11 protein-coding genes are annotated in these 12808 nt (G+C 47.6%); 1 reads left to right on the forward strand and 10 read right to left on the reverse strand.

Annotated elements, in window-relative coordinates; translation table 11 throughout:
- Position 1: 1 nt before the first annotated feature.
- From livG to ftsY, 10 genes are all read right to left on the reverse strand, one after another.
- Positions 2 to 775 (reverse strand): high-affinity branched-chain amino acid ABC transporter ATP-binding protein LivG, encoded by a 774-nt coding sequence (livG, locus tag BM100_RS13840; protein ID WP_092511910.1) that lies wholly within the window; start codon positions 773 to 775, stop codon positions 2 to 4.
- Complete coding sequence (locus BM100_RS13845) at positions 772 to 2058, reverse strand: high-affinity branched-chain amino acid ABC transporter permease LivM (protein ID WP_092511912.1); 1287 nt, start codon at positions 2056 to 2058, stop codon at positions 772 to 774. The genes livG and BM100_RS13845 overlap by 4 nt, the downstream gene beginning before the upstream one ends.
- Positions 2055 to 2981: a high-affinity branched-chain amino acid ABC transporter permease LivH gene (gene livH / locus BM100_RS13850; RefSeq protein ID WP_092511914.1), complete on the reverse strand. Its 927-nt coding sequence runs from the start codon at positions 2979 to 2981 to the stop codon at positions 2055 to 2057. The genes BM100_RS13845 and livH overlap by 4 nt, the downstream gene beginning before the upstream one ends.
- Before the next feature lie 217 nt (positions 2982 to 3198).
- Positions 3199 to 4311 (reverse strand): branched-chain amino acid ABC transporter substrate-binding protein, encoded by a 1113-nt coding sequence (locus BM100_RS13855; protein ID WP_092511993.1) that lies wholly within the window; start codon positions 4309 to 4311, stop codon positions 3199 to 3201.
- Positions 4312 to 4833: 522 nt separating this feature from the next.
- A complete protein-coding gene (locus BM100_RS13865) occupies positions 4834 to 5967 on the reverse strand; it encodes a glycerate kinase (RefSeq protein ID WP_092511919.1) in 1134 nt (377 codons plus the stop codon).
- A 44-nt stretch (positions 5968 to 6011) separates the two neighbouring features.
- The gene (locus tag BM100_RS13870) at positions 6012 to 7277 is read right to left on the reverse strand and encodes a GntP family permease (RefSeq protein WP_092511921.1); all 1266 of its coding nucleotides are present in this window, start codon (positions 7275 to 7277) and stop codon (positions 6012 to 6014) included.
- Positions 7278 to 7419: 142 nt separating this feature from the next.
- Positions 7420 to 8277 (reverse strand): RNA polymerase sigma factor RpoH, encoded by an 858-nt coding sequence (gene rpoH / locus BM100_RS13875; RefSeq protein ID WP_092511923.1) that lies wholly within the window; start codon positions 8275 to 8277, stop codon positions 7420 to 7422.
- A 213-nt stretch (positions 8278 to 8490) separates the two neighbouring features.
- Positions 8491 to 9471: a permease-like cell division protein FtsX gene (gene ftsX / locus BM100_RS13880; protein ID WP_092511926.1), complete on the reverse strand. Its 981-nt coding sequence runs from the start codon at positions 9469 to 9471 to the stop codon at positions 8491 to 8493.
- The gene (gene ftsE, locus BM100_RS13885; protein WP_092511928.1) at positions 9464 to 10129 is read right to left on the reverse strand and encodes a cell division ATP-binding protein FtsE; all 666 of its coding nucleotides are present in this window, start codon (positions 10127 to 10129) and stop codon (positions 9464 to 9466) included. The genes ftsX and ftsE overlap by 8 nt, the downstream gene beginning before the upstream one ends.
- 6 nt (positions 10130 to 10135) lie before the next feature.
- A complete protein-coding gene (gene ftsY, locus BM100_RS13890; protein WP_092511930.1) occupies positions 10136 to 11914 on the reverse strand; it encodes a signal recognition particle-docking protein FtsY in 1779 nt (592 codons plus the stop codon).
- Between the two features lie 272 nt (positions 11915 to 12186).
- Between ftsY and rsmD the strand changes: the two genes are divergently transcribed.
- The gene (gene rsmD / locus BM100_RS13895; protein ID WP_092511932.1) at positions 12187 to 12804 is read left to right on the forward strand and encodes a 16S rRNA (guanine(966)-N(2))-methyltransferase; all 618 of its coding nucleotides are present in this window, start codon (positions 12187 to 12189) and stop codon (positions 12802 to 12804) included.
- The last annotated feature ends 4 nt before the right edge of the window (positions 12805 to 12808 follow it).

Raw genomic sequence — 12808 nt, forward strand, 5'->3', positions numbered from 1 at the left:
ATTAATAAGCTTCCCCCAAATAGGCTTTAATCACGTCCGGATTGTTGCGGATCTCTTCGGGAGTCCCCTGCGCCAATGGCGTACCTTGGTTCACCACATAAATACGGTCTGAAATACCCATCACTAATTTCATGTCATGCTCAATCAATAAAACGGAAACCTGATACTGCGCCCTTAATTCAACAATCAAACCATTCAGCTCTTGCGTTTCTTTTGGATTCAGTCCTGCGGCGGGTTCATCCAGCATCAATATCTCAGGCCGGGTCACCATGCAGCGGGCAATTTCCAAACGACGTTGTTGCCCATAAGCCAAATTTCCAGCTTGACGATTTGCCAGAGATAAAAGCCCTACCCGCTGTAACCAAGCCACTGCATTATCAATCGCTTCCGCTTCTGCTCTCCGAAATGCAGGTGTTTTCAATAAGCCGGCGAAAATACTGCTTTTAAGATAACGGTGCTGGGCCACCAGCAGATTTTCAATAACTGTCATGTCGCGGAATAAACGTACGTGCTGGAAAGTCCGGATAACTCCCAATCGTGCGATTGCTTGACCAGACAGACCTTCGAGATGTTTTTCCCGTAATTTTATCGTTCCGCTGCTCGGTCGATAAAAACCGGTCAGGCAGTTAAAGATCGTGGTTTTCCCCGCACCGTTTGGCCCAATCAACGAAACGATTTCACCTTGGCTCAAGGATAATCCAACGTTATACACCGCAAGCAATCCACCAAACCGCATGGTCAATCCGGAAACTTGCAATAAAGGTGATGCATTCATGCTGTATCGCCTCCCTGATTGGTACTCAATTCAACCTGATGGCGTTTCATTGGCAATAACCCTTGAGGGCGCCAGACCATCATCAGCACCATTAAAGCCCCAAGCAATAACATGCTGTATTCGTTCAGGTCACGCATCATTTCACGGGAAACCACCAAAATTATGGCCGACATAATCACCGCAGTTTGTGAACCCATTCCGCCCAATACAACAATTGCCAATACAAATGCCGATTCGACAAAAGTAAAGGATTCAGGGCTGATAAATCCCTGTCTGGCTGCAAACAATGTGCCGGCTATTCCGGCAAAAGCGGCACTGATGGTAAAAGCAGTAAGTTTGATCCGTGTTGGACTCAATCCCAACGATCGGCATGCGATTTCATCCTCGCGCAACGCTTCCCAAGCTCTTCCCAAAGGCATGCGCAGCAACCGGTTAATGATAAACAGTGTTAATGCCACCAGCAGCAAGGTAACCAGATAGAGAAAGATAATCCGGTCACTGGGATCGTATTGCAGGCCAAAAAAGTTATGGAAGGTATCCCAACCTCCTTCTTTGGTACTGCGATTAAACTCCAGGCCGAACAATGTTGGTTTGGGAATTTGGCTGATGCCATTCGGCCCGCCGGTAATGTCAGTGTTATTCAACAGCAGGATACGGACAATTTCACCAAATCCTAAAGTGACAATCGCCAGATAATCGCCCCGCAGCCGCAGTACAGGAAAACCGAGCAACAGACCAAACAATGCCGCGCTCAATCCCGCCAATGGCAGGCTTTGCCAGAAACCAAAACCATAATAGTGATACAGTAGCCCGTAGGTATACGCCCCGATCGCATAAAACCCCGCGTAACCTAAAACCAGTAATCCGGATAAACCAACAACGATATTCAGCCCTAAACCGAGCATGATATATATTAAGGTTAATGTGGCGATATCAATGCTGCCCCGCGAAGCAATAAACGGCCAGACGATGGCCATTACCATGATAATGATCAGTATAATTTGCTGCCTTTTGCCCGGACTTTTACCCAAATCTGGTAATTGAGTCAGCTTCCAGCCCCGCAAGGGAATTTTTTGCATGGTTTGTCGGATATGCGGGCGGCAAAGCTGAAACAAAAAAACAGCAGCACAGCCCGCCGTGATCCACATCCAACGCATTTCATCGGCCCTTTGTACGACCAATTTTGTTCCTTCCAGTGATAGTTGTATGCCCATCATTGAAGCGGATAAAACAAACATCATCACTGTCGCTATGAGGGCATTAATCCAGTTGGCTTTTTTCATACTTTTTCTACCTCAGGACGACCCAGAATCCCTGTCGGCATCACAAGCAATACGCCTATCAGCAAAGCGAATGACACAACATCTTTATACTCTGTGCTTAAATAAGCCGAACTAAGTGATTCCGATACGCCGAGGATCAAGCCACCCAGCATGGCTCCGGGAATACTGCCAATCCCGCCCAGCACTGCCGCAGTGAACGCTTTCATCCCTGCCATAAACCCGATATAAGGATTAATGACGCCATAAAACTGCCCCAGCAATCCTCCTGCTATGGCAGCCATGACAGCCCCAATGACAAATGTCATGGAAATGACGCGATCCGTGTTTATGCCCAGCAAACCCGCCATCTTGAGGTCTTCGGCACATGCCCGACATGCCCGCCCCATGCGGGAATAACGGATAAACAGAGTCAGTGCCAGCATCGCCACCAACGTCACTATCCAGATAGTGATTTGCATTGCACTGACCGTAGCAATAAAGCCGTTGCTTTCTCCCAATGACCATTGCCCTGTCACTAAGCTGGGCAATGCCAGATCACGGGAGCCTTGTGACAGGCTGACGTAATTTTGCAGAAAAATAGACATGCCGATAGCCGAGATCAACGCGATCAGGCGCTTGGAATTCCGGATGGGACGGTACGCAGCTCGCTCGATGCTCCAACCATAAGCACTTGCAATAATGATTGAGGCAATAAAAGCGGCGGAAATCAGCAGCCAGCCAACATCAATTCCCATCATCATCAGGGCCGCAATGACGATAAAAGAGATATAGCTGCCTATCATATAAACTTCACCGTGAGCAAAGTTGATCATGCCAATAATGCCGTAGACCATCGTATAGCCGATGGCAATCAGGGCGTAGGTGCTGCCGAGGGTCAATCCGTTCAGCATTTGCTGGATAAAATAAAGAATATGTTCCGACATAGGGGGTATCTCTAAAAATAGGTATAACCGCCGTATCTCAAATTACCGCTTTGCTGGCTGTACTCCTCCCAAACTCCATTCTTATCAATATCGCTATCTATGTTCCTGAAGGATGAATGGAAGATGTCCGCCTCTCATCGGCAAACAGCCTGTGGCTCTGGGCAAATTCGTTCCCTTGCCATCGCGCTGTATCTTGAAACCCATTGGGTATATACAATTATTTCGCCACCGTGGATGTGCCATCGGCATGCCATTCAAACACACCAAACTCGAATCCTTTCAAATCGCCTTTCTTATCCCAGCTTAGGTTTCCCATTACCGTATCGACGGGACTGGCTTTGAGATCTTCCGCCAGTGCAGACGGTTCTTTACTGCCCGTGCGTTTCATGGCGGTACTCAGTGATTGCAAGGCAGCATACGTCGTCCAGACAAACGGGCCGGTCGGATCTTGTTTTTTTGCTTTAAGGGCATCAACTATTGCCTTGTTTACTGGGAGTTGATCGTAACGTTTTGGCAATGTCACCAGCATGCCTTCAGAGGCCGAACCCGCGATATTGGACAGTGAAGAGTTACCGACCCCTTCCGGCCCCATAAATTGAATTTTCAAATTGGCTTGTTTTGCCTGACGCAAAATTTGCCCCATTTCAGGGTAGTACCCCCCGAAATAAACGAAATCCACGTTTTCTTTTTTCAGTCGGGCAATCAAAGCGGAAAAGTCTTTATCACCTGCGGTTACACCTTCAAACAGCACGGCAGCAATTCCGGCTTTTTTCAGGTTATCCCGCACAGAACGTGCCAAACCTTCCCCATATTGCTGTTTATCATGAACGATAGCCAAACGTTGTGGTTTGATCTTGTCAGCAATGTACTTGGCGGCAGTTGGCCCCTGATCAGAATCCAGCCCGGTGGTACGCAAAACTGTTTTATAGCCGCGGGTTGTTAAATCAGCATTTGTTGCCGCTGGCGTTATCATGATGACACCCTCATCTTCATAGATATCAGAAGCAGGCTGTGTTGATGAGGAACAGAGATGACCTATCACGTAGCGTATATTGTCGTTGATCACTTTGTTTGCCACGGCAACGGCTTGTTTCGGATCGCAGGCATCATCATATTCAACGCCCTGCAACATATCGCCATTAATCCCCCCTTTTGCATTGATATCAGCAATGGCCTGACGCGCGCCTGTAAATTGCATATCACCATATTGCGCAACAGGCCCGGACATTGCGCCGACAATCGCGACCTTAATATCTTTCGCCCAGCCAGCCTGACTCATTGCCATTGCAATCAAGCCCGCCAGTATCGTTTTTATGCTTGCTACTTTCATGTTGGATACTTTCATTCTGTTATCCCCGTGTTGTCATTGGATTGTTGTAATTATTTTTGATTTTTTTCATTAGGTTAGATTAATGAACGCAGTCTTTTCCATGTAATATGGGAATATCTTTATTTTATTTATAAACCTTTATTTATCATGGCATTAAACAGGAGTTTTATATGGAAAATCAAATCAGAAAGGGAGCGAAAAACATTAGAAACAGAATAAAATCCGGCCGATTGCGGTTGCTTTTTGAGCAAAAAATGGTGTGATATGCTACTAATTGAGGAGAGGTTTAATTTTAAACTCGGAATATTCACTCAGACAGAAATATATTATTGATATTTTGGAAAATGAAATATAAATAACTAAACAAAGCAAAATAACTTAATTCATACAGTGCATTATATAATCCAGGTCCAATGAATTTCACATTACCAAGCGTCAATGTGATGTTATTGCGCGTGTAAAAGCCTTCCATTTTTAAACAGGCTATTTGTTAAAACATTCCATGTTTTAATTTTCAAATCATCAATGGTTCATGGCCCAGACTGCGGCAACATTACGTGCCGTTACCCGCAGGTTATCTGCACCATTGGCAAGGGCATCAGAAAGAGAGCAAGCTCCCGGTACAATGGAGAATACCGCATCCAGTCCATGTTGATGAACCACGCTGTAATCCCGGCTCATACTTCCAACCAATGCGATGGTAGGTATGGAGAATTTTTTAGCGACACGGGCAACGCCGATAGGCGTTTTGCCATAGATGGTCTGGTTGTCGATGCGCCCTTCCCCCGTAATCACTAAATCCGCTCCCTGAATAACGTCTTCCAAACTCAAGGTATCGATAACAATTTCAATCCCTGACTGCAATTTTGCTCCCAAGCATCCCAATAAAGAGGCTCCCATTCCTCCCGCTGCACCGGCACCTGCTTCATCAAGCACATTTTTGCCGGTCAGTTGTTCGATTTTGGTTCCATAATGGCACAATGCAGAATCCAGAGCTTTAACCATCCCCGGCGTTGCCCCTTTTTGCGGGCCAAATACTGCGGATGCTCCCAATTCCCCGCATAGTGGGTTATTCACGTCACAGGCGACCGTCAACTCAATTTGGCTAAGGCGAGGATCAAGACCAGTTAAATCGATGCGTTCCAACCGAGTTAGTGCGGCACCGCCAAATGGCAGGATACGACCATCACCATCCGATAAATTTGCCCCCAAGGCTTGCATCATGCCCGCACCACCATCGTTGGTCGCGCTTCCCCCGATACCTAAAACCAATTTCTTGGCTCCCTGATCCAGCGCAGCCAGAATCAACTCGCCCGTTCCATAGCTCGTTGTTATCAAGGGATTGCGTTGTTCAGCAGGCACTAAGTGCAAGCCCGATGCGGCAGCCATTTCAATGACTGCGGTTTTTTCATCCCCCAGCAAACCGAAAAATGCTTCAACCGGCTGCCCTAAAGGATCAGTAACAGTACATGAAATGCGTTTTCCACCTGTCGCCGCAACCAGTGATTCCACCGTTCCTTCCCCTCCGTCCGCCATCGGCAATTTGATGTAATTCGCTTGCGGAAAAATCTCCTGAAACCCTTCTTCTATAGCCTGTGCCACTTGCACAGCACTCAGGCTTTCCTTAAATGAATCTGGGGCAATCACAATTTTCATGACGGGTTTCCTTTCTATTCTCTGGTATGTATTTTCTCTGTTCTCTAGCCAGAAAAACCGAATACCCCAAAGAGTAAGGTTGAGATAAAGGCGATAGTAAAACCAACCAAGGTTTCATAAGGCAGCAATTTCAAACGTTCATGTACCTGCATATGTACGCTGCCTCCTGTGGCGTGGAAAAAACTGCCATGCGGCAAATGATCCAGTACGACAGCCCCCGCGTGAACCATTGCAGCGCCCGCCAATGCGCTGATACCCAAGTCCAGCAACGTCGGGGCAAATATCGCTGATGCAACCGCAGTACCGGCGGTTGTCGAGGCAGTGGTCATGGACATCAAAGCCCCCGATATCGGAGCCAGCAAGTAAGAAGGTAATCCAGAGGCTGTTATCCCCTGAACCAGCACATTTTTTAATTCGGAATTAGCAATAATGCCCGCGAGTGTTCCTGTCCCCAACAGCATGATGGCAACAGGTGACATACGGCTCAAGCCTGAAATGATAAATTTGTTCGATTGACGCCAATGCCCCATGATCAGCGCGCCCATAATTCCCCCTACAGGCAATGCAATCAAGGGATCAATTGTGATGTTGGCAAGGGGGCGTAATGCCAGCAGCAGGATTGCAATCACGGGGGCAGAAATTGCAGCCCAAAATGAGGGCAGTGTTTCCTGACCTGTCAGCGTCAATTCCTCATTTTTGACTTTATATCCTCGGTTTATCAGGCGCTTTGACAAATAGTAAGCCATCACTAACCCAAATAACCCGGGGATGATACCGGCGGCCATCAAGGATGTCAGGGGAACATTAAACCCTTCTGAGGCAGCTATTGTATTCGGATTGGGAGACATGACATTGCCTGCTTTACCTCCACCAATCATGGCAAGCAAGATAGACAACTTGGATAAATCCGCGCGATGAGCGATCGCCAATGCAATGGGGGCCACCGTAATCACTGCGACATCAATAAATACGCCCACCGCCGTCAACAGCATCGTCGCGATTGCCAAAGCCAATAATGCCCGACTTTCTCCTGCCTTTCGGATGATAGTTTCCGCAATGGTGTTTGCCGCCCCTGATTCAATCAGTACCCCTGCCAGAACCCCCGCAGCCAGTATGCGCAGAACAGCGTTTGTCATTCCTTGCGCTCCCGTGACCATTAAACTCACGGTTTGGACTAAATCAGCGCCGCCAATCAAGCCGCCTGCCAATGCCCCAATCATCATGCCATAGACCGGGGGTACTTTTCGCAATATCAGAACAATGGCGATAACCAGCGCAATTAAGGCTCCCGCCGCAGAAATTGTTGTCATCGTTTACTATTCCCCTACTTGCCCCTTAGACCGATCCTGAATGGAGCAAAAATCTGAAGCCCAAAATCAATCCGTGCTGTTTTGCACGCATAAAAAAAGCGATAAAAATATTATCGCTTTTCATCATTAAGAGTATGGGTGCTTATGCTTCAATAGCCAGTCGCAATTTTTTCATTGCATTTTTTTCCAACTGCCTTACACGCTCAGCAGATACACCGTATTTATCTGCCAATTCCTGCAAAGTGGTTTTATTGTCATCATCCAGCCAACGTGCACGAATGATGTCTTGGCTACGTTCATCCAGCCCTTCCATCGCAACGGAAAGTTTATCCGCAGCATGGCTCTCCCAATTATCTTCCTCAATGCCATCAGCAAAATCAGAGGCCTTATCTTGCAAATACAGCACTGGCGCTACAGGTTGGCTATCTTGAGTATCGTCATCAGAGGACATATCAAATGCCATATCCTGTGCTGACATACGAGATTCCATTTCTCTGACGTCTTTACTGGTTACACCCAATTCTTTGGCAACCAGCTCAACTTCATCCTGATTGAACCATCCCAAACGTTGTTTTGCTTTGCGCAGATTAAAGAACAGCTTACGCTGCGCTTTTGTCGTTGCGACTTTCACAATACGCCAATTACGCAATACATATTCATGGATTTCTGCCTTAATCCAGTGAACTGCAAAAGAGACCAGACGCACGCCCACTTCTGGATTAAATCGACTAACGGCTTTCATCAGGCCAATATTGCCTTCCTGAATTAAGTCCGCCTGTGGCAAACCATAACCGGCATAACTGCGAGCAACATGAACAACGAAGCGTAGGTGAGAAAGAATCAGCTGTTTTGCTGCATCCAGATCTCCCTGGTAATGCAGCCTTTCTGCCAGTTCCTTTTCTTCCTTTGCCGTCAGCATTGGATAAGCATTGGAAGCACGGATGTACCCTTCCAAACTACCTTGTGGAACTAATGCTAAAGTTTGCATTTCTAATGTCATTCAAATTCTCTCAAGATTAGACCCAAATTATTGGTCTTTTAAGTTTGTCTGAATCAACCCATTCAAGGTTTATCCAAGTCAAAGATACGCCTATTTTACCACCGTGGAAATCATATTCAAATTGTCTAACTTGTATGAGTATCACTACAAAACTGTAACTGTGATTTTGGCAACAATTACGTCAAAAAGTTCACTTTAAAACCAGCGAATATCTTATTCCGGCCTAAAACGACGTAAGTGCTGAACGGTTGCAAACCACGCGGCAATCCAGCCGATCATGCCTGAAATCAATACCAAAAGCAGTGCTTCGTCCCATCCAAAGCCATATAACTTAAAACTGGTTCCGAAGACACTTGCCACTTCAGTGACAATATTTGAAAGCTTCCATACCAACAAGGATGAGAGAATAAGGGAAAAAACCGCCCCCAAAATTCCCAGCAAAGCCCCGCCATTGAGGAAAGGGCGTAAAATGAAACCATCCGTTGCCCCAATCAATTTCATGACATTAATCGTTTCACGGCGGCTAGAGATACTCAAGCGGACACTGTTGCCGATGACTAAAAGCAGCGCAACCACCATCAAGATGCCAATGACGGCAGCGATACGGCCTATCAATGAGGTCAGTGCAGTCAAACGGGCAAACCAGCTATCATCCATTCTAACTTCTTCGATACCTTTAATTTGCTCGACCCTATCACGCAATGTCATCAATGCTTTCGAATCCTGGAAGTTCAGCTCAGGAGAAACGATAGCCACCGCAGGCAGAGGGTTTTCTTCCAATAAATCCAAGGCATTGGAGAACCCTGACCAGGCACGAAATTCGTTCACGGCATCTTCGCGAGAAAGATAATTGACCGATTTCACGCCATCCACATCTTTTAACTGCGCGATGACCTGCTCGGCGCTGTTGTCATCCAAGGATTTATCTAAATAGACAGTGAGTTGAGGAACGGGATACCACTGTACCACGGCTTGATTCACGTTTTTCCAGACGATGAAAAACACGCTCGGCAAAGTCAGGGAAATAGCAACGACCATAATAGTCAGCAAGGTCGCCAGTGGCTGGCGCAGCATATCTGACAGGGTGTTTTTCCAGGCATAGCGCCACTGGACACGCCATCCACCTTTCAATGACTTGGACTTGGATTTGGCTGGCGGTACTTTTTTCGCTGAATGACGGACATTCTTAGCCATGATGTCCTCCTTGCATGCGCCCCTGAGCCAACGTCAGGATACGGTAATTTCTTCGTTCAATGAGAGCGGTATCATGAGTAGCCATCAGTACCGTCACGCCAACCCGGTTAAATTCTTCAAACAGGCGCATGATCCCCTCTGATAATTCACCATCCAAATTTCCTGTCGGCTCATCCGCCAGCAAAACTGTCGGTTTATTCACAACCGCGCGGGCAATGCCGACACGCTGCTGTTCACCGCCGGAAAGTTGGATAGGAAAGTTTTTCGCTTTGTCCAGTAAGCCAACCTTATCCAGCGCCGCAGATACCCGCCGGCGAATATCTTCTGTGCTTGCCCCTGAAATGATAAGGGGCATAGCCACATTTTCGTAGACTGTACGATCCAGCAACAGATGGTGATCTTGAAAAATCATCCCAATCTGGCGACGTAAAAAAGGGATCTCACGAGACTTCAACCGGCTGATGTCATGGCCCGAAAACCAAATATGGCCTGCGCTGGGACGTTCAATGCCACAGATAAGTTTCAAAAGTGTACTTTTGCCGGCGCCTGAATGACCGGTTAAAAATGCCATTTCCCCAGGGAGCAGATGAAAATCTACTCCTTGCAGCGCTTGCCGTCCCCCAAGATAAGCTTTACTGACCTGTTCAAAGCGAATCATTTATAGTTAATCCTCTCGGGCAAAAAGAGCTTCAATAAAATCGTCTGCCTTAAATGGACGGAGATCTTCAATGCCTTCCCCAACACCAATGTAACGAATTGGGATCTCAAATTGGTCAGCGATGGCAAAGATCACGCCGCCTTTCGCAGTCCCATCCAGCTTGGTCAGAGAAATACCCGTCAATCCCACAGCCTCATGGAATAGTTTAGCCTGACTTACCGCGTTTTGGCCTGTGCTGGCATCCAATGTCAGCATAATTTCATGCGGTGCATCTTCATCCAGTTTTTTCATCACTCGAACGATTTTTTTCAGCTCTTCCATCAGGTGAGATTTGTTCTGCAACCGTCCTGCGGTATCTGCAATCAGAACATCAACCCCTTTCGCCTTGGCTGATTGAATGGCATCAAAAATCACTGAAGCTGGATCGGCTCCGGTATGCTGGGCAACGACAGGGATTTTGTTGCGTTCTCCCCAAACTTGCAATTGTTCTACGGCTGCTGCACGGAAAGTATCCCCGGCTGCAAGCATGACCGATTTGCCCTGAGACTGGTATTGGCGAGCCAATTTACCAATCGTGGTCGTTTTGCCGACACCGTTAACTCCCACCATCAAGATGACATAAGGGAATTTACCTTCAATCTCCAGCGGCTTATCAACTTTTGCCAGAATGCCTGACATCTCTTCTTTCAATTTAGAATACAGCGCTTCCGCATCTTTCAATTCTTTACGGCTGGCGTGGGCTGTCAGGTTGGTTATGATTTTGCGGGTTGTTTCAACTCCCACATCTGCAATGAGTAATTGCTCTTCCAATTCTTCAAACAGATCATCATCAATTTTCTTACCGCGGAATAACCCCAAGAAACCGGAGCCAAGGTTTTGGCGAGTTTTCACTAAACTACGTTTCAAACGAGCAAAAAAACCTTCTTTAGTTGGACGTTCCTGCTCTTTAGGTAATGCGGCTTCTTCGGCCAAGCGTTGCTGTTCTGCCTCTTCCTCAGCGCGGCGGGCAGCTTCTTCCGCCAAGCGCTGCTGTTCCGCTTCTTCCGCTGCGCGGCGGGCAGCTTCTTCGGCCAAACGTTGTTGTTCCGCTTCTGCTGCTACGCGGCGGGCAGCTTCTTCGACCAAACGCTGCTGTTCTGCCTCTTCTTCAGCACGACGGGCGGCTTCTTCAGCCAAACGCTGCTGTTCGGCTTCTGCCTCAGCGCGACGGGCGGCTTCTTCCGCCAAGCGTTGCTGTTCCGCTTCTTCCGCAGCACGACGGGCGGCTTCTTCCGCCAAACGCTGCTGTTCTGCTTCTTCCGCCAAACGTTGTTGTTCCGATTCTGCCGCTGCGCGACGGGCAGCTTCTTCCGCCAAACGTTGTTGTTCTGCCTCTTCCTCAGCACGACGGGCGGCTTCTTCCGCCAAGCGTTGCTGTTCGGCTTCTGCCTCAGCGCGACGGGCGGCTTCTTCCGCCAAACGCTGCTGTTCCGCTTCTGCCGCAGCACGACGGGCGGCTTCTTCGGCCAAACGTTGTTGTTCGGCTTCTGCCTCAGCTCGGCGGGCGACTTCTTCCGCCAAACGTTGTTGTTCCGCTTCTGCTGCTACACGGCGGGCAGCTTCTTCAGCCAAACGCTGCTGTTCGGCTTCTGCCTCAGCGCGGCGGGCGGCTTCTTCGGCCAAACGCTGCTGTTCGGCCTCTTCTGCGGCTAATTTTTCTTTTTCAACTTGTTCTTCTTGCTGTTTCTTATCTTGACGACCAAGTCCAAACCAAGAGAAGAAACCTTTTTTTTTCTCTTTTGCCATCGGCCACTACACTCCTCGCGGTTAATTATGGCGTTATATACTTTTATTGACCCCTTTGGGTATTGAAACCCATAGGGTATAAGTGAATATCTCAATGAGATAAATTCTAACGGTGATAAAATCCAGTCTAACATTTTCATCACACCACAACACATATCTATCACTGATTTCGTGGTAAATTAATCAATGGGTTTCTTTGCTTTCACTTATTTTTGTTCCCGCCAGATATGACTTCATGGCGTCGGATGATAAATAATTAACTTATTTAAATTATGACTAAAAAACCACAACGAGCGTCGTTGGGACAAATCCGCATTATTGGCGGCAAATGGCGCGGGAGAAAATTGCCAGTTCCTGATAGTGAGGGGCTGCGCCCAACGACGGATAGAGTCCGCGAGACGCTCTTTAATTGGCTTATGCCAATCATTCAGGAAGCACGCTGCCTTGATTGTTTTTCAGGCAGCGGCGCACTCGGCTTCGAAGCTTTGTCACGCTATGCAAGCCACGCAACCTTAATTGAATATGAGAGCAATGTAGCAAAACAGCTCTCTGCCAATTTAGCGTTGCTGAAAGCCGAAAATGCTAACGTGGTGCAGGATAATGCATTACGATATCTTACCAAAACGGAATGCCTTACAGGCACAATGACGCCATTTAATGTGGTTTTTCTCGATCCTCCGTTCCGCAAGGGCATGCTTGCTGAAACAATCCGTTTATTGGAAGACAATGGCTGGCTGGCAGAAGAAAGCTGGGTTTATGTTGAAGCTGAAGCCGAATCTGCGGCGACAGATGTTCCAACGAATTGGCAATTGCACAGAGAAAAAATTGCCGGGCAAGTTGCCTACCGATTGTATATTCGCCACCAGAAATCGGGTGTCTGTTCCGATTAAACAC

Origin of the sequence: Xenorhabdus mauleonii, from assembly GCF_900113945.1 — a bacterium.
Classification (GTDB): domain Bacteria; phylum Pseudomonadota; class Gammaproteobacteria; order Enterobacterales; family Enterobacteriaceae; genus Xenorhabdus; species Xenorhabdus mauleonii.

Bases quoted from the DNA above. Each gene is read 5' to 3' on its own strand.
- livG (WP_092511910.1), bottom strand. From the start codon at position 775: ATGAATGCATCACCTTTATTGCAAGTTTCCGGATTGACCATGCGGTTT.
- BM100_RS13845 (WP_092511912.1), bottom strand. From the start codon at position 2,058: ATGAAAAAAGCCAACTGGATTAATGCCCTCATAGCGACAGTGATGATG.
- livH (WP_092511914.1), bottom strand. From the start codon at position 2,981: ATGTCGGAACATATTCTTTATTTTATCCAGCAAATGCTGAACGGATTG.
- BM100_RS13855 (WP_092511993.1), bottom strand. From the start codon at position 4,311: ATGAAAGTAGCAAGCATAAAAACGATACTGGCGGGCTTGATTGCAATG.
- BM100_RS13865 (WP_092511919.1), bottom strand. From the start codon at position 5,967: ATGAAAATTGTGATTGCCCCAGATTCATTTAAGGAAAGCCTGAGTGCT.
- BM100_RS13870 (WP_092511921.1), bottom strand. From the start codon at position 7,277: ATGACAACAATTTCTGCGGCGGGAGCCTTAATTGCGCTGGTTATCGCC.
- rpoH (WP_092511923.1), bottom strand. From the start codon at position 8,277: ATGACATTAGAAATGCAAACTTTAGCATTAGTTCCACAAGGTAGTTTG.
- ftsX (WP_092511926.1), bottom strand. From the start codon at position 9,471: ATGGCTAAGAATGTCCGTCATTCAGCGAAAAAAGTACCGCCAGCCAAA.
- ftsE (WP_092511928.1), bottom strand. From the start codon at position 10,129: ATGATTCGCTTTGAACAGGTCAGTAAAGCTTATCTTGGGGGACGGCAA.
- ftsY (WP_092511930.1), bottom strand. From the start codon at position 11,914: ATGGCAAAAGAGAAAAAAAAAGGTTTCTTCTCTTGGTTTGGACTTGGT.
- rsmD (WP_092511932.1), top strand. From the start codon at position 12,187: ATGACTAAAAAACCACAACGAGCGTCGTTGGGACAAATCCGCATTATT.